The 16484-nt window shown below is 71.8% G+C and carries 13 protein-coding genes; 2 read left to right on the forward strand and 11 right to left on the reverse strand.

Translation table 11 applies throughout. The features are described from left to right. The first annotated feature begins 108 nt into the window (after positions 1-108). The gene (locus tag DY240_RS02890; protein WP_199700686.1) at positions 109-600 is read left to right on the forward strand and encodes a ferritin-like domain-containing protein; all 492 of its coding nucleotides are present in this window, start codon (positions 109-111) and stop codon (positions 598-600) included. Positions 601-1213: 613 nt separating this feature from the next. Here DY240_RS02890 and DY240_RS02895 read toward each other — a convergent pair. From DY240_RS02895 to dxr, 11 genes are all read right to left on the reverse strand, one after another. Then, entirely contained in the window at positions 1214-2107 is an 894-nt protein-coding gene (locus DY240_RS02895) for an alpha/beta fold hydrolase (RefSeq protein ID WP_119658470.1), read from the reverse strand. A 34-nt stretch (positions 2108-2141) separates the two neighbouring features. After that, positions 2142-3554 carry a Si-specific NAD(P)(+) transhydrogenase gene (gene sthA / locus DY240_RS02900; protein WP_119658471.1) on the reverse strand — a complete coding sequence of 471 codons (1413 nt, stop codon included), beginning with the start codon at positions 3552-3554 and terminating at the stop codon, positions 2142-2144. A 36-nt stretch (positions 3555-3590) separates the two neighbouring features. Continuing rightward, a complete protein-coding gene (locus tag DY240_RS02905) occupies positions 3591-4502 on the reverse strand; it encodes a DMT family transporter (RefSeq protein ID WP_199700688.1) in 912 nt (303 codons plus the stop codon). A 179-nt stretch (positions 4503-4681) separates the two neighbouring features. Beyond that, complete coding sequence (locus tag DY240_RS02910) at positions 4682-5068, reverse strand: VOC family protein (RefSeq protein WP_199700699.1); 387 nt, start codon at positions 5066-5068, stop codon at positions 4682-4684. Between the two features lie 40 nt (positions 5069-5108). Beyond that, positions 5109-5933 (reverse strand): helix-turn-helix domain-containing protein, encoded by an 825-nt coding sequence (locus tag DY240_RS02915; RefSeq protein ID WP_119658473.1) that lies wholly within the window; start codon positions 5931-5933, stop codon positions 5109-5111. Between the two features lie 4 nt (positions 5934-5937). Beyond that, complete coding sequence (locus DY240_RS02920; protein ID WP_119658494.1) at positions 5938-7698, reverse strand: proline--tRNA ligase; 1761 nt, start codon at positions 7696-7698, stop codon at positions 5938-5940. A 69-nt stretch (positions 7699-7767) separates the two neighbouring features. Then, positions 7768-8976: a CapA family protein gene (locus DY240_RS02925; RefSeq protein ID WP_119658474.1), complete on the reverse strand. Its 1209-nt coding sequence runs from the start codon at positions 8974-8976 to the stop codon at positions 7768-7770. A 21-nt stretch (positions 8977-8997) separates the two neighbouring features. After that, the gene (locus DY240_RS02930; RefSeq protein ID WP_119658495.1) at positions 8998-9840 is read right to left on the reverse strand and encodes a GNAT family N-acetyltransferase; all 843 of its coding nucleotides are present in this window, start codon (positions 9838-9840) and stop codon (positions 8998-9000) included. Positions 9841-9871: 31 nt separating this feature from the next. Beyond that, on the reverse strand, positions 9872-11023 hold the full coding sequence (ispG, locus tag DY240_RS02935) for a flavodoxin-dependent (E)-4-hydroxy-3-methylbut-2-enyl-diphosphate synthase (protein ID WP_119658496.1): 1152 nt from the start codon (positions 11021-11023) through the stop codon (positions 9872-9874). 25 nt (positions 11024-11048) lie between these two features. Next, the gene (locus DY240_RS02940; RefSeq protein WP_199700701.1) at positions 11049-12365 is read right to left on the reverse strand and encodes a M50 family metallopeptidase; all 1317 of its coding nucleotides are present in this window, start codon (positions 12363-12365) and stop codon (positions 11049-11051) included. Then, positions 12365-13570 (reverse strand): 1-deoxy-D-xylulose-5-phosphate reductoisomerase, encoded by a 1206-nt coding sequence (dxr, locus tag DY240_RS02945; RefSeq protein ID WP_119658476.1) that lies wholly within the window; start codon positions 13568-13570, stop codon positions 12365-12367. The genes DY240_RS02940 and dxr overlap by 1 nt, the downstream gene beginning before the upstream one ends. Before the next feature lie 1022 nt (positions 13571-14592). Here dxr and DY240_RS02950 point away from each other — a divergent pair. After that, positions 14593-16479 carry an ABC transporter substrate-binding protein gene (locus DY240_RS02950; protein WP_119658477.1) on the forward strand — a complete coding sequence of 629 codons (1887 nt, stop codon included), beginning with the start codon at positions 14593-14595 and terminating at the stop codon, positions 16477-16479. Positions 16480-16484 lie beyond the last annotated feature (5 nt).

Genomic DNA, 16484 nt, shown 5'->3' on the forward strand with positions numbered 1-16484 from the left:
CGCCGCCGACGCGTGTGTCGTCGCCGCGCTGGCCGCGGCGGGGCCGCGGCTGGCGGCCGTCCTCGCCTCCATCGCCGCGTCCGAGGCCGGCCACGGGGTGGTGCTGGCATGACGATGACCCCGGCGCCGACGCCGTCCGCGCCGGCCACCGCCACCGCCTCCGCCACCGCCTCCGCCTCCGCCGACGCCGGCGTCGATGCCGCTCAGGCGGCGCTGGCCGGCGAGCACGCGTGCGTCTACGGCTACGGGGTGGTCGGCGCGCACCTACCCGACGGCGCCGAGCCGGCACACACCGCGTTGGCCGCGCACCGCTCCCGCCGCGACGAACTGGCCGCGCTGATCGCCGGGACGGGCGCCGACCCGGTCGCGGCCGAGCCCGGCTACGCGCTGCCCTCCCCCGTCACCGACGAGGCGTCCGCCCGGGCGCTGGCGGTGCTGCTGGAGGAGCGGCTCGGCGCGCTGTACGCCGACGTCGTCGGCGCCGCCACCACGCCCGAGCTGCGCGAGTTCGCCGTCCGCGGCGTCGTCATGTCCGCCGTCCAGGCGCTGTCCTGGGGCGGCTCACCGGTCGCGTTCCCCGGCCTGGACGGGCGCGTCTAGCAAACGCCCGTTCGCCGGGTTCACGTGCGCTGGGGGCTCCCCGTCCCCCTGCTGCCCCATACTCTTGCCGCGACCGGGCGCGTCAAGCGGACTATGGAGGCGCTTCGCGCCGGCGATGACCGCTTGACTCGCCCGTCCGCGGCCAAGAACGGGCAGCTATCAGGGGGACGGGGAGGATGTGGGCACGCCTCACGCTGGGCGTGCCCGTTTCGCGTGCTTTGTCGGGCTGTGGACAGCGATGATCATCGACGATCGCCCACATCACGAGGATTACGTGAGCATCAACATGGCTGTAGGGGTGTTGACGCTGGGGTAATCCTCGTGATGGCCCACGAATCACCGTGAGATCTCGCGATGTGGACGCTCTACGACACCAAACTCACACCGTAACGGGGCCAACGCCGCGGGAGTCGTCGCCGCTCTTCCCCCGTCCCCCTGATAGCTGCCCGTTCTTTGCCGCGGGCGCGCGGGTCAAGTCCAAGGCCCCCAACCACAGCGAAGAGCACCCAGCAGAGGCCGCGGACTTGAGGCGCGCGTGCGCGGCCAAGACAATCGGGCAGCAGGGGGACGGGCCCACCTCCATGGATGGCCCACCCAACACTGGAGCCAACCTCTATCGCAACTCCGCCCGGTCCATCACGTTGCCCACGAAGGTCACGAGCTGGTCGGCGACCTCGGCGGCATGCGTCTCGAGGAAGAGATGCCCGCCGTCGTAGAGATGGGCCTCGAGGGTCTCCATCTCCTGGTGGTAGGCCAGCACCTCCGCGATGTCGAAGTACACGTCGTGCCGGCCCCACAGCACCAGGCATGGCGGCTGGTGCTCGCGGTGGTAGGCGGAGATCTCGGGGAACCGGGCCACGTGGTGCTGGTAGTCGACGAAGAGCTGGAAGTGCGCCTCGATGTTGCCCGGCCGGGTGAGTCGTTCCCAGTCCAGGTGCCACGTCTCGTGCGGCTGCAGGGTCTGCAGTTCCGGCGACAGCCCGCTGAGGTACTGGTCGCGGGTGCCCTCGAACGTCAGCCAGTCCGGCAGCTTCGCCCGGTTCTCCTCCGTCGGCTCGGCCCAGTACTCGCGCGCGGTGTCCCAGATGGTGCCCAGGCCCGCCTCGTGCGTGTTGCCGTTCTGCACGACCAGCCCCAGGATCCGCTCGGGGTGGCGCAGGGCCATGAGGTACCCGACCGGCGTGCTGTAGTCGGTCACGTAGAGCACGAACCGCCGCACGCCCAGGTCGTCCACCAGGCCCTCGATCGGCTGCGAGAGACGCTCGTAGGTGTACTCGAACTCGTCCGGCGGCGGCGCGTCGGAGAACCCGAACCCGGGCATGTCCGGCGCGACGGCGTAGAAGTGCTCGCCCAGCTCGGGGAGCACCTCGCGGAACGAGTGCGACGACGCGGGGAAGCCGTGCAGGAGCAGCACCGCCGTCGACGACGGGACGCCCGCCTCGCGGTAGTGCAGCCGCAGCCCGCCGACGTCGCGGAACAGGTGTCTGGTCTTGGCTGCGTATCTCATGCCGTAACCGTACCCAGCTACTCACTGGTTATTCTCAGAGGTCGAAGCGCTCCAACGCACGCAGCTTGTTCGTGACGTCGAGCGCCGCGACCTTGTACGCCTCGGACAGCGTCGGGTAGTTGAACACGGTGTCGACGAGGTAGTCGACGGTGCCGCCGCAGCCCATGACCGCCTGCCCGATGTGGACGAGGTCGGCGGCGCCGGTGCCGAACACGTGCACGCCGAGGATGTGCCGCGTCGCCGGCGAGACCAGCAGCTTCAGCATGCCGTAGGAGTCGCCGACGATCTGGCCGCGGGCCAGCTCGCGGTAGCGGGAGATGCCGACCTCGTAGGGAACGGCCTCCTGCGTGAGCTCGACCTCGGTGCGGCCGCAGTAGGAGATCTCGGGGATCGTGTAGATGCCGATGGGCTGGATCTCGCGCAGCTCGTTGGCCGGCTCGCCGAACGCGTACAGCGACGCGAGCCGCCCCTGGTCCATGCTCGTGGCGGCCAGCGCCGGGAAGCCGATGACGTCGCCGACGGCGAAGATGTGCGGGACGCTCGTGCGGTACTGGCGGTCGACGGCGATGCGTCCGCGCGCGTCGGCGGCGAGGCCGGCGGCGTCGAGGCCCAGCTCCGCGGTCAGCCCCTGCCGCCCGGCGGAGTACATCACCGTCTCGGCCGGGATGCGCTTGCCGCTGGCCAGCGTCGTCACGGTGCCGTGCGAGCCGATCTCGACCTTCTCGACCTCTTCGCCGAACCGGAACGTCACCGAGAGGTCGCGCAGGTGGAACTTGAGCGACTCGACCACCTCGGGGTCGCAGAACTCCAGCATCTGCGCCCGCTTCTCGACGACGGTGACGCGAGTGCCGAGCGCGGCGAACATCGAGGCGTACTCGATGCCGATGACGCCGGCCCCGACGACGACCATGGAGTCGGGGATGCGCTCGAGCGTCAGGATGCCGTCGGAGTCGACCACCCGGCCCTCGTCGAACTCGACGTTGGCCGGGCGGGCCGGCGTCGTGCCCGTCGCGATGACGATGTTCGCGGCGGTGAGCCAGCGGTGCTCCCCCGGCCCGTCGACCGAGATGGTGTGCGGGTCGACGAAGCGGCCGGTGCCGACCACGAGATCGACGTGGTTGCGGAACAGCTGGGCCCGCACCACCTCGATCTCGCGGCCGATGACGTGCTGCGTGCGGGCCAGCAGGTCCTGCACCGTGATCTCGTGCTTGACCCGGTAGGACTGGCCGTAGAGCTCGCGCATGGACAGGCCGGTGAGGTAGAGCACGGCCTCGCGCAGCGTCTTGGACGGGATGGTGCCGGTGTTGACGCAGACGCCGCCGATCATGTGCCGGCGCTCGACGACGCAGGCCCGTTTGCCCAGCTTGGCCGCGCCGATGGCGGCCTTCTGCCCGCCCGGGCCGGAGCCGATGACGAGGAGGTCGTAGTCGTACTCGGGTTCGTCCATGCGCCTGCTCCCGGGTCGCCGCTGCTGACGACGACGCTAGCGCCGGCGACCCGTCGCCGTCATCAGTACGGCGGCGCCGATCAGCACCGCACCGGCGAGTCCCGCCGCGCCGAGCCGCTCGTCCAGCACGACGGCGCCCAGCGCGGCCGCCGTCAGCGGCTCCAGCAGCGAGAACAGCGCCGCCGAGCCGGTCGCGACGGTGCGCAGGCCGGTGAAGTACAGCCCGTACGCCAGCGCCGTCGGCGCCAGCCCCAGGAAGAGCAGCAGGCCCAGCGTCCCGGCGTCCAGGTGGACGGCGACACCGCCGGTCAGCGCCGCGAGCGGCACCAGCAGCAGGCCGCCCGCACAGAACGCCAGGCCCGTCGTCGGCAGCGCCCCGAGGTCGTCGACCGGCCGGGCGCCGAGCATCGTGATGGCGGCGAACCCCGAGGCCGAGGCGAGCGCGCACGCCGTCCCGGCCAGCACCGCAGCGGGGTCGCCCGCGGCCGGCGTGCCCACGAGCAGCGCGAGGCCCGCGATCGCCGTCGCGATGGCCAGCAGGATGCGCCCGTCGGGCCGCCGCCGTCCCACGACGCTCTCGGCGAGCACGACGAGCACGGGTGACGCGCCGAGGGTGACCAGCGTGGCCAGGCTGACCGACGTCAGCGAGACGGCGGCGAAGTAGCAGCTCTGGTACAGCGCGGCCAGCGCGCCGAGCAGCAGCAACCGGCGCGCGCCGCGGCCGGACACGCGCAGCCGGTGCAGCCGGCCGGTCGCCGCCAGCCAGGCGACGACCAGCCCGCCGCCCACCAGCAGCCGGAACGCCGCGACGGCCGGCACGCCGAGGCCGGTGCGGTCGATGAGCAGCGCCCCGGTGAGGCCGCCGGTGCCCCAGAGGATCCCGGCGCCCATGACGGAGAGCAGGTCGGTACGCGCCGGCGACGGCGCGATGGTACGAGTGTGTTCCACGGATCGGCTCCTGCGACGTGAAGAGGGACGAGACGCGCGGGAGCGGGACGCGCAGGAGTGCGCGAAGAAGCCGGCCACCCGTTCAGAAGGGCAGCCGGCGCGCTGGGACGCGCCCCGCTAGAGAGCGGGGGGCGGGGTGACCGGGAACAACCGATGCATGAAGGGGATGATACGGGACGTCACTCCTTCGGCGCGGGCCGGTAGGTGCCGAACGACCAGACGTTGCCCTCGGGATCGCGGGCCGCGTACTCCCGCGACCCGTAGTCCTGGTCGGTGAGCGGCATGACGATGTCGGCGCCGGCGGCGACGGCGCGTGCGTGGTGCGCGTCGGGGTCGTCGACGGCGACGTAGACGCCGGTGGGCGTGAGGTCCCAGAGCGGGTCGCCGACCCCCAGAGTGCCGAGCATGACGATGCCGGTGCCGTAGGTCAGCTCGGCGTGCACGACGACACCGTCGTGCACGGTGACCTCCCGCTCGGCGAAGCCGAACGCCGTGGTGAGGAACGCGATCGCCGCGCGGGCGTCGCGGTAGCGCAGCAGCGGGTAGAACGTCGGTGCGGTGTCCATGCCCGCCACGCTACGGCGGGCGGCGGCCCGTGGCTTGGACTTATGTGACCTGTGCGCTGACGGGTTCGCCGCGCAGCTCCGCCGCCAGCTGCGACGGCGGGCAGCCGGCCAGGGCGCGGAACTCGCGCACCAGGTGGCTGTGGTCGGCGTAGCCGAGGTCGGCGGCGAGGTCGCTGAGCGACGGCGCGGTGCCGAGCAGCCGCACGGCGCGGGCGAACCGCAGTACCCGTGCCGCCTCCTTCGGCCCGAGACCGACCTGGCGGCGGAAGCGGCCGGCCAGGTGCCGCCGGCTCCAGCCGACCTCGGCTGCGAGGGTGCCGACGCGCAGCCGGCCGCCGGTGCGGCACAGCCGCTCCCATGCCCACCCGACCTCGGGGTCGACGGTGGGCGCGGCCTGCGCTCGGCGCAGCAGGAACGCGTCGGCCAGCGCGAACCGGGAGGCCCAGTCGGGCGCCTCGACGAGGCGGCCGACCAGGTCGTCGGCGTCGCGCCGCCCGACCACGTCGGACAGCCGCACCGACCCGTGGCGCAGGTCGTCGCCGGCCAGGCCGAGCAGGCGGTGGGCGCCCAGCGGGGTGAGGTCGACCTGCAGGCCGCACTGCCCGCCGACGAACTCGGTGACGGAGAAGGTGTCGTGGAACCCGGCGACGAACGAGCTCAGCTCGCCGGTGACGCCGCCGCCCGCGGACCGCACGGACAGCACGTCGCCGAAGCTGATGATGACCGGTACCCGCGGGCCGGGCAGCTCGCGCCGTCGCACCGGGACCGGCGAGTGCTCGACGTACCCGCAGTACGCGACGACGTCCCCGGCCAGCGCGGGATGCGCCGGGCCGGCGGGATACTCGCCGAGCATCGGGCCCGTCATGCCCCTATTCTGCGACGATCTCCCGCAGCCGGTCGACGACGGCGCCGACGGCGACCTCCTCGCGCTCGCCGGTGGCGCGGTCCTTGATCTCGACGACGCCGTCGGCCAGGCCGCGGCCCACGACGACGATGGTCGGCACGCCGATCAGCTCGGAGTCCTTGAACTTCACCCCCGGGCTGACGCCCTTGCGGTCGTCGAAGAGCACCCGGACGCCGGCGGCGTCGAGCTGCTCGGCGATGTCGGCCGCGGCGGTGAACACCGCGTCATCCTTGCCGGTGGCGACCAGGTGGACGTCGGCCGGGGCGACCTCGCGCGGCCAGATGATGCCGAGCTCGTCGTGGGAGTTCTCGACGATGGCCGCGACGGCGCGCGACACGCCGACACCGTAGGAGCCCATGGTGACGGTGACCAGCTTCCCGTTCTCGTCCAGCACCTGCAGGCCGAGCGCGTCGGAGTACTTGCGGCCGAGCTGGAAGATGTGCCCCATCTCGATGCCGCGGGCGGTCTCGAGCGGGCCGGAACCGTCGGGAGCGGGGTCGCCGGGGCGCACCTCGGCGGCCTCGATGGTGCCGTCGGGGGTGAAGTCGCGCCCGGCGACGAGGTCGATGACGTGCTTGCCGGGCGTGTCGGCGCCGGTGACCCAGCGGGTGCCCTCGACGACGCGCGGGTCGACCAGGTAACGGATGCCCGACGCGTTCTTCTCCCCCAGCACGCCGGGGCCGATGTAGCCCTTGGCCAGCGTCGGGTGCTGGGCGAAGTCGGCCTCGGTGAACGGCTCGAGCTCGGCGGGCTCGACCTGCGCCTGCAGCCGCTTCTCGTCGACCTCGCGGTCGCCGGGGACGCCGACGGCGAGCGGCTCGCGGGTGCCGTCGGGGTGGCGCAGGATGACCAGCACGTTCTTCAGCGTGTCCGACGCCTGCCAGGGCCGGTCGTCGCGGGGGAACCGCTCGTTGAGGTGGTCGACGAGCGTCTCGATGGTCGGGGTGTCGGGGGTGTCCTCGACGTGCGCCGCGGGCGCGTCGTCGTAGGGCAGCGGGTCGGGCACCGGCGTGGTGACGGCCTCGACGTTGGCCGCGTAGCCGCCGGGCGAGCGGACGTAGGTGTCCTCGCCGTTCTCGGCCGTGGCCAGGAACTCCTCGCTGGCCGAGCCGCCCATCGCGCCGGACGTCGCCTTGACGATGACGTAGTCGAGGCCGAGCCGGTCGAAGATCTTGATGTAGGCGGCGCGGTGCGCCAGGTAGGACGTCATGAACGCCTCATCGGAGACGTCGAAGGAGTAGGAGTCCTTCATGACGAACTCGCGGCCGCGCAGGATGCCGGCGCGCGGGCGGGCCTCGTCGCGGTACTTCGTCTGGATCTGGTACAGCGACAGCGGGAGGTCCTTGTACGACGAGTACAGGTCCTTCACCAGCAGCGTGAACATCTCCTCGTGCGTCGGACCGAGCAGGTAGTCGCCGCCCTTGCGGTCCTTGAGCCGGAAGATGGTGTCGCCGTACTCCTCCCACCGGTTGGTGGCCTCGTAGGGCTCGCGCGGCAGCAGCGCCGGGAAGTGCACCTCCTGCGCGCCGATGGCGTTCATCTCCTGCCGGACGATGTTCTCGACGTTGCGCAGCACCGTGTAGCCCAGTGGCAGCCAGGAGTAGATGCCGGGCGCGGCCCGGCGGACGTACCCGGCGCGGACCAGCAGCTTGTGGCTCGGCACCTCGGCGTCGACCGGATCCTCGCGCAGGGTTCGCAGGAACAACGTCGACATGCGCAGGATCACGGAGAGCTCCAACTGGCTCGCGGGACGATAGGAACGAAGGACGAGGATAGCCGCCGGTTCAGCGGCCGGTCACGGGGATTCGAGCGGGACCAGCCCCGAGGCCGCGCCGCCGCGGCTCAGCACGATCTCGGTGGTGCGGTCGCGCGCCTGCCGCAGCCGGGCCGGCGTCGCAGTGCCCGTGTCGCCGCCGGCGAGCGCCGCCGGCACGTCGAGCACCTCGACCGGCGGCTGGTAGGTCTGGTAGAGCGGCAGGAACTCGGCCTTGGTGACGGCGAACGCGCCGCTCGCGACGTCCTCGGTGAACGTGAACCGGGTGAGCAGCCCCTCGGCCTTCGGGCCCTCCGGCTCGGCGTGGTTGGCCATGAGGTTGCCCATGCCGTAGACGACCCACTCGCCGCCGATGTTCTGCATCGGCTGCACGACGTGCGCGTGGTGGCCCAGCAGCAGGTCGATGTCGGGCGACGCGATGAGCTGCGGCGCCAGCTCGCTCTGCAGCGCGTTGGGCTCGTGGACGTACTCGTCGCCCCAGTGCAGCGCCGCGACGACGACGTCGGCGCCCTCGGCGCGGGCGGTGGCGGCGTCGGCGAGGATGCGGGCCGGGTCGATCAGGTGACCCCGCCACGTCTCGCCGCCGGGCGCCGGGATGCCGTTGAACCCGAACGTGTACGACAGCAGCGCGACATCGACCGGCTCACCGTCCGCCACCGCGACCTCGACGTGGGTGATGCGCTGCGACTCCTCGGGCGTGCGGGCCGAGCCGGCGTGCGCCAGCCCGGCGGCGTCGAGGGTGTCCAGCGTGCGGTCGACGCCGTCGGCGCCCTGGTCGAAGGTGTGGTTCGACGCGGTGGTGCAGGCGTCGTAGCCGGTCTCGGCCAGCGCGGTGGCGACCTGCGGCGGGCCGGAGAACAGCGGGTAGCCCTCGTACGGACCGCCGGCCGGCGCCAGCGGCACCTCGAGATGGCAGATCGCCAGACCGGCGCCCGCGACGACCGGGGCGATGGCCGCCAGCTGCGGCGCGAAGTCCATCTCCTCGCCCGGCCCGGCGTCGCGCTGGGCCTGCGCCCACAGCCGCTCGTGCAGCAACACGTCGCCGGTCGCGACCAGCGTGAACGTCCGCGGCTCCGGCGTCGGCGTGGGGCTCGGAGACGGTGGCGCCGACGTGGTGGGCGTCGGCGGCGTGCTGGGCGCGGCGCCGGGGTCGCCGTCGCCGCCACCGCATCCGGCGACGGCGAGCAGGCCGGCGGCGACGCAGGCGGCGGCGAGTCGGGCGAGGCGCATCGCGGACCAGTCTGCCCGTGGTCAGAACATGATGGTGGCGAAACGGCCGACCTCGGTGAAGCCGACCCGGCGGTACGCACCGCGCGCGGCGACGTTGAAGTCGTTGACGTAGAGCGTGACGGCCGGCGCGATCTCGCGCAGCGCGTACTCGACGACGGCCGCCATGCCGCCGACGGACAGCCGCTCGCCGCGCCGGTCCGGCCGCACCCAGACGCCCTGCACCTGGCAGGCGTGCGGGGTGACGGCGCCGATCTCGGCCTTGAAGACGATCTCGCCGTCCTCGAACCGGGCGAACGCGCGGCCGGCGCGGACCAGCTCGGTGAGCCGCGCCCTGTAGTAGGCGCCGCCGTCGGTGGCGGTGGGCGAGACGCCGACCTCCTCGGTGAACATCGCGATGGCGGCCGGCAGCAGCACGTCGATCTCGTCGGGGCGCACCCGGCGGACCAGCGGGTCGGCGGGGACCGCGGGTGCGGAGCTGAGCGCCATGACCGGCTGGCAGGCGCGCACCTCGCGCGCCGGGCCCCACTCGGGGCGCAGCAGGTCCCACATCGACAGCACGGCATCGGCCGGTCCGACGATGGACGAGCAGCGGCGGCCGCGGCGGACGGCGAGGTCGGCGAACGTGCGGGCGGCCCGGGCCGTCGCGGCGACCGGCACGAGGTTGGCGCCGGAGTAGCACAGCGACCGCAGCCGCTGGTCCTCGTAGTAGCCCCAGAGCTCGCCGGCCAGCCGCGACGGCGCCAGCCCCGATGCGTGCACCCGGGCACCGACGAACACGTCGAGGCAGGGGTCGCGGTCGAGCAGCGCGACGGTGTCGTCCAGGTCGGCCTGGCTCAGCGGCCGCACCGCCGTCGACGTCCCGATCACGTCGCCCCCTCTCCCCCGAGCGCCGCCGTCAGGCGACGGTGACCACCGGCCCGCCGTCGCCGTCGCCGGCGTCCATCGTCTCGGCGATGCGCATGGCCTCTTCGATCAGCGTCTCGACGATCTCCGCCTCGGGGACCGTCTTGACGACCTCGCCCTTCACGAAGATCTGGCCCTTGCCGTTGCCGGATGCTACGCCCAGGTCGGCCTCGCGCGCCTCCCCGGGGCCGTTCACCACGCAGCCCATGACGGCGACCCGCAGCGGGACCTCCATGCCTTCCAGGCCCGCGGTGACGCGGTCGGCCAGCGTGTAGACGTCGACCTGGGCGCGGCCGCAGGACGGGCACGAGACGATCTCGAGCTTGCGCGGGCGCAGGTTGAGCGACTGCAGGATCTGGTTGCCGACCTTGACCTCTTCGACCGGCGGCGCGGACAGCGAGACCCGGATGGTGTCGCCGATGCCCTTGGACAGCAGCGCGCCGAACGCCGTCGCGGACTTGATGGTGCCCTGGAACGCCGGGCCGGCCTCGGTGACGCCCAGGTGCAGCGGCCAGTCGCCGCGCTCGGCCAGCAGCTCGTAGGCGCGGACCATGACGACGGGGTCGTTGTGCTTCACCGAGATCTTGAAGTCGTGGAAGTCGTGCTCCTCGAACAGCGACGCCTCCCAGACGGCGGACTCGACCAGCGCCTCGGGGGTGGCCTTGCCGTACTTGGCCAGCAGCCGCGGGTCGAGCGAGCCGGCGTTGACGCCGATGCGCAGCGAGACGCCGGCGTCCTTGGCCGCCTTGGCGATCTCGCCGACCTTGTCGTCGAACTTCTTGATGTTGCCGGGGTTGACGCGGACGGCCGCGCAGCCGGCGTCGATGGCGGCGAAGACGTACTTCGGCTGGAAATGGATGTCGGCGATGACCGGGATCTGCGACTTCTTCGCGATGGCCGGCAGTGCGTCGGCGTCGTCGGCGCTGGGCACGGCGACCCGGACGATGTCGCAGCCGGCCGCCGTCAGTTCGGCGATCTGCTGCAGCGTCGCGTTGATGTCCGTGGTCGGCGTGGTCGTCATGGACTGGACGCTGATGGGCGCGTCGCCGCCGACCTCGACCTTGCCCACGCGGATCTTGCGCGACTTGCGCCGTGGCGCGAGCACCGGCGGCGGCAGCTGCGGCATCCCCAGGGCGACACTCATCGACTTCACTCTCTCCTAGCTTCTTCTAGCCCAGTAGCCGTACGGGGTTGACGAGGTCGGCGTAGATCAGCAGCGCGCTCATGCCGATGAGCACGACGGCGACCCCGTACGCCAGCGGGAGCGCCTTGGCGACGTCGACCGGCTGCGGCTCGGGCCGGCGGAACAGCTTGGCGAAGGCCCGCTTGACGGCCTCCCAGATGGCGCCCGCCGCGTGCCCGCCGTCCAGCGGCAGCAGCGGCACCAGGTTGAAGATGGCGATGGCCATGTTGAACGAGGCCAGCATCATGACGAACGTGGCCACCCGCTGCGCCGCGGTGAGCCCGTCGGCCGAGGCGATCTCGCCGCCGATGCGGCCGGCGCCGACGATGCTGACCGGCGTCTCGGGGTTGCGCTCGCCGCCGCCGAACGCGGCGTCCCACACGTCGACCATGCGCTGCGGGATGCGCGACATCGCCTCGGCGGTGTTGCTGATGAAGCCGCCGGTCCACGCGAGCGTGCCGCCGACGTCCTCCTGCTGGAAGTGGTCGAGCGTCGGGGCGATGCCGAGGAAGCTGGTCTCGACGGTGGCGCCCTCGGGACCGTCGGGGTCGGGCCGCTCGGCCATGCGGAGGTCGGGAGTGAGTTCGACGCGCTGCCCGTCGCGTTCGACGACCATCGGCATCGGGCCGGGGCCGGCGGCCTGGATGGCGTCGGAGACCTCGGTCCAGGTGTGCATCGGCCGGCCCTCGATCTCGACGACGCGGTCGCCGGGCAGGATGCCGGCCGCGGCGGCGGGTGCGGCGGGGTCGGCGTCGGTGCACTCGGTGCGGTTCTCCGACGCCGGGATGACGCACTCGTTGACGACGCTGACGACGGGGGCGAAGACCGGCTTGTCGGGGTTGCCGAACGTCATGAGCACGCCGCCGGCCAGCACGATGGCCAGGACGACGTTCATCGCCGGGCCGCCCAGCATGATGATGAGCTTCTTCCACCACGCCTTGCGGTAGAAGACGCGGTCCTCGTCGCCGGGGCCGATCTCCTCGCGCGAGGCGGCGCGCGCGTCGCGGGCCATCGTCTGGAACAGGCCGGTGCTGGACTGCCGCAGCTGGGTGGCGTCGCCGCCGGGCTCGGGCGGGAACATGCCGATCATGCGGACGAAGCCGCCCAGCGGGATGGCTTTGACGCCGTACTCGGTCTCGCCGCGCTTGCGCGACCACACCGTCCGGCCGAAGCCGATCATGTACTGGCTGACCTTGACGCCGAACAGCTTCGCCGGCACGAGATGGCCGATCTCGTGCAGCGCGATCGAGACGATGAGCCCGACCGCGAACAGCAGGATGCCGACGACGGCGAGCAGGTCCATCAGTGTTCCTCTTCCGATCCGGCGAGCTCGCGCGCCCGGGCTCGGGCCCAGTGCTCCGCGGCCGCCACGTCGTCGACGCTGCGTGCGTCACCACCACCGTACTCGTCAAGGATACGGTCGATGGTGTCGACGATGCCCACGAACGGCAGCCGGCCGGCGACGAACGCGGCCAGGCACTCCTCGTTGGCCGCGTTGTAGACGGCGGGCGCGAGGCCCCCGCGGCGGCCCGCGGTGCGGGCGAGCTCGACGGCGGGGAACGCGTCGTTGTCGAGCGGCTCGAACTGCCAGGTGGACGCCTTGGTCCAGTCGCAGGCGGGCGCGGCGTCGGGCAGGCGGTCGGGCCACGACAGCGCCAGCGCGATGGGAATGCGCATGTCGGGCGGGCTGGCCTGCGCGATCGTGGACCCGTCGACGAACTCGACCATCGAATGGACGATCGACTGCGGGTGCACGACCACCTCGATGGCGTCGAACGGCACGTCGAACAGCAGGTGCGCCTCGATCAGCTCCAGGCCCTTGTTCACCAGGTTCGCGGAGTTGATGGTGATGACCGGGCCCATGCTCCACGTCGGGTGGGCCAGCGCCTGCTCCGGTGTGACGTCGGTCATCTGCGCGCGCGTGCGGCCGCGGAACGGGCCGCCGCTGGCGGTGAGGACGAGCTTGCGCACCTCTTGGGCGGTGCCGGAGCGCAGGCACTGGGCGAGGGCGCTGTGCTCGCTGTCGACGGGGACGATCTGGCCGGGCTTGGCCCGCTGCTTGACCAGGGGGCCGCCGGCGATGAGCGATTCCTTGTTCGCCAGCGCGAGCGTCCGGCCCGCATCGAGCGCGGCGAGGGTCGGCGCGAGGCCGATGGAGCCGGTGATGGCATTGAGGACGACGTCCGCGTCCTGCGTGGCGGCGAGCTCGGCGGCGGCGTCCGGGCCGGCCAGGACCTTCGGGACGCGGTACTGGCCGGACTCGTAGCCGCGCTTGCCGGCCTCCTGGTAGAACGCGAGGATGAGGTCCTCGGCGGCGCCCGCCTTCGCGACGGCGACGGTCTCGACGCCGAGCTCGAGCGCCTGCTGTGCGAGCGTGCCCGGGTCCGACCCGCCGGCGGCGAGGCCGGTGACCCTCAGCCTGTCCGGGTTCCGCTGGACGACGTCGATGGCCTGAGTGCCCACCGACCCGGTCGAGCCGAGGATGACGACGTCGCGGACGCTTGGCATGGGGCCATTGTCCCCTGGCGCCGCCCGGCCCCGAAATGATCACGTTCACCACCCGATTCCCTGCCACACGAGGCTCGCAGACCTCGTGACGCACGCGAAATCCTCGTGACGGGTCCGCCGGCCCTCCCGGCCCCGAAATGATCACGTTCACTACGAAAACCCGTGTCGTACTACGCCTGCAATCGTGTCGACGGTCGAGAAAACCTCATGACGGCCCACCCCACCGGTCGGAAAGCGCTCACCATCGCCCGCGCCCGTGATCATCGGCGATCGCTGGCGTCATAGCACCAGTGATCGCCGATGATCATGGAGAAAGCGGGTTCCGGCGCGCAGGGAAGCCGCGTTTCTCCATGATCAACGGCCGGCGAAGGTCCACGCAACGCAGGCAGGCACGGCAGATACCCGCCAGCGGCCAGCGCACGCGAACCAACAGCGGAGTCGGTCGCCGAACCACGAGCGGCCAGACGGCGGCCAGCGGACCCGCCACCATCAGCGGAGTCGGTCGCCGAACCACGAGCGGCCAGACGGCGGCCAGCGGACCCGCCACCATCAGCGGAGTCGGTCGCCCCGAGGGTGCCCACCGCAAGAGGCCAGCGAAGAGCGAACAGCCCGCGGACCCGAACGCCCGGGCCACTTCTTCCTCGGCCGCCTGATGCTGTTCCCCCGAGGGCGCGGCGGCGCGGGTCAAGCGGTCATCGCCGGCGCGAAGCGCCCACCAGTCCGCTCGAGGCGCGCCGCCGCGCCCTCGACAATCGAACAGCAGGAGGCCGAGGAAACCGACCAACGCTCAACAAACGACGAACGCGACCGTTTCCAGCCGTTTCCGCGCCACGCAGCCGAATGTCCTGATTGTTCCCCGCATCACGGGAAGATCTGCCGTTCGGTCTCGATCCCGCAAAGGCCGCAGGACATTCACTCCCGTCACAGGTCCAGACCATTGACGGCAAGTCTGGCCCAGTGGTAGACCAACCGCCCAATAGGTCTACTGGCGCGACTCCGCGTGTCGAATGCGAGGTACCCCCATGGCGACATCCGTTCCCCGCGCCCGAGCGCACCCGGCGCACCGCCGCGGCCGAGTCGGCCGGTTCGCGGCCGGTGTCGCGGCGGCCGCGCTGGCCGTCTCGGGGCTGGCCACCGCCGGCCTGCCCGCGAACGCGGCGACCGACGACGCCGAGCCGACGTCGCTGACGATCGCCGTGTCGCAGGAGGTCGACTCGCTCAGCCCGTTCATCGCGGTGCGGCTGATCACCACCAACATGCACCGGTGGATGTACGACTTCCTCACCAACTACGACCCCGAGACCGGTGAGACGATCCCCGCTCTGGCGGAGTCCTGGGACACCTCCGAGGACGGGCTCACCTGGACCTACCACATCCGCGAGGGCGTCACCTGGACCGACGGCGAGCCGGTCACGGCCGAGGACGTCGCCTGGACCTTCAACACGATGATGACCGACCCGGCGGCTGCCGAGGCGAACGGCAACTTCGTCGAGAACTTCGCGTCGGTCACCGCGACCGACGAGTACACCGTCGAGATCGTCCTCAACGAGCCGCAGGTCACCATGCTCGCGCTGGACGTGCCGATCCTGCCGGAGCACATCTGGTCGCAGGTCGACGACTTCGGCGCGTTCAACAACGACACGGAGTTCCCCATCGTCGGGAACGGTCCGTTCATTCTCACCGACTACCAGCCGAACGTCTCCATCACGCTGGAGGCGAACCCGGACTACTGGCGCGGCGCGCCGAAGTTCGACCAGCTGATCCTGCGCTACATCGACGACCCGGACGCGCAGGTCGAGGCGCTGCGCAGCGGTGAGGTCGACTTCGTCTTCGGCCTGACGCCGGCGCAGTACGAGACGCTGCAGAACGAGGAGAACATCACCGTCAACGCCGCCGAGGGCAAGCGGTTCCAGGCGATCACGCTCAACCCCGGTGCCCGCCTCCAGGACGGCACCCCGTTCGGCGACGGTCACCCGGCGCTGCAGGACCCCGTCGTCCGTCAGGCGCTGGTGCACACCATCGACCGCGAGGCGATCTACGAGGTCGCGTACGGCGGCCTCGGCGAGGCGAACGGCGGCTACATCCCGTCGCGCTACGACACCTTCCACTGGGAGCCGTCGGAGGACGAGGAGATCGGCTTCGACATCGACGAGGCCAACCGGCTGCTCGACGAGGCCGGCTACGCGCCCGGCGGCGACGGCATCCGGGTCGGCCCGGACGGGCGGCCGCTGTCGTTCCGGTTCAACGTGCACGGCGACAACCCGCAGTACATCCAGGCCGCCGAGATGATGGCCGAGTGGGCCCGCGAGGCCGGCATGGAGCTGCTGGTCGAGCCGGTGTCCGAGGTCGGTTCGCTGCTCGACGAGGGCACCTACGACATCCTCACGACCGGCTGGAACGTCAACCCGGACCCGAACTACGTCCTGTCGATCAACCTGTGCAGCGGGCTGCCGACGGAGGTCGGCGGGCCGTACCTGTCCGACGCGTACTACTGCAACGAGGAGTACGACCGCCTCTACGCCGAGCAGCTGTCCGAGCTCGACGTCGACGCCCGGGCCGAGATCGTCAAGGAGATGCAGCGGATCCTGTACGAGGACAACATCTTCGTGGTCTGGGGCTACGCGAACCAGCTCGAGGCGTACCGCAGCGACGTCATCGCCGAGATGACGCCGCAGCCGGACCCGGGCGGCAACTACTGGGGCCAGGACGGGTACTGGAGCTGGTGGTCCGCGGTCCCCGTCGGCGAGGAGGACGACGCCGCGGCCGGCTCCGGTGACGACGGCGGAAGCGACGACGGCGGCTCGAACACCGGGCTGATCGTCGGCATCGTCGCCGCGGCGGTCGTGATCCTGCTGCTGGTCCTGCTCCTGCTCCGCCGGCGGACGGCTACGGCGGAAGACCGCGAGTAGGAGCC

This window comes from Jiangella rhizosphaerae (assembly GCF_003579925.1).
GTDB lineage: Bacteria > Actinomycetota > Actinomycetes > Jiangellales > Jiangellaceae > Jiangella > Jiangella rhizosphaerae.

Bases quoted from the DNA above. Each gene is read 5' to 3' on its own strand.
- DY240_RS02890 (WP_199700686.1), top strand. From the start codon at position 109: ATGACGATGACCCCGGCGCCGACGCCGTCCGCGCCGGCCACCGCCACC.
- DY240_RS02895 (WP_119658470.1), bottom strand. From the start codon at position 2,107: ATGAGATACGCAGCCAAGACCAGACACCTGTTCCGCGACGTCGGCGGG.
- sthA (WP_119658471.1), bottom strand. From the start codon at position 3,554: ATGGACGAACCCGAGTACGACTACGACCTCCTCGTCATCGGCTCCGGC.
- DY240_RS02910 (WP_199700699.1), bottom strand. From the start codon at position 5,068: ATGGACACCGCACCGACGTTCTACCCGCTGCTGCGCTACCGCGACGCC.
- DY240_RS02915 (WP_119658473.1), bottom strand. From the start codon at position 5,933: ATGACGGGCCCGATGCTCGGCGAGTATCCCGCCGGCCCGGCGCATCCC.
- DY240_RS02925 (WP_119658474.1), bottom strand. From the start codon at position 8,976: ATGCGCCTCGCCCGACTCGCCGCCGCCTGCGTCGCCGCCGGCCTGCTC.
- ispG (WP_119658496.1), bottom strand. From the start codon at position 11,023: ATGAGTGTCGCCCTGGGGATGCCGCAGCTGCCGCCGCCGGTGCTCGCG.
- DY240_RS02940 (WP_199700701.1), bottom strand. From the start codon at position 12,365: ATGGACCTGCTCGCCGTCGTCGGCATCCTGCTGTTCGCGGTCGGGCTC.
- dxr (WP_119658476.1), bottom strand. From the start codon at position 13,570: ATGCCAAGCGTCCGCGACGTCGTCATCCTCGGCTCGACCGGGTCGGTG.
- DY240_RS02950 (WP_119658477.1), top strand. From the start codon at position 14,593: ATGGCGACATCCGTTCCCCGCGCCCGAGCGCACCCGGCGCACCGCCGC.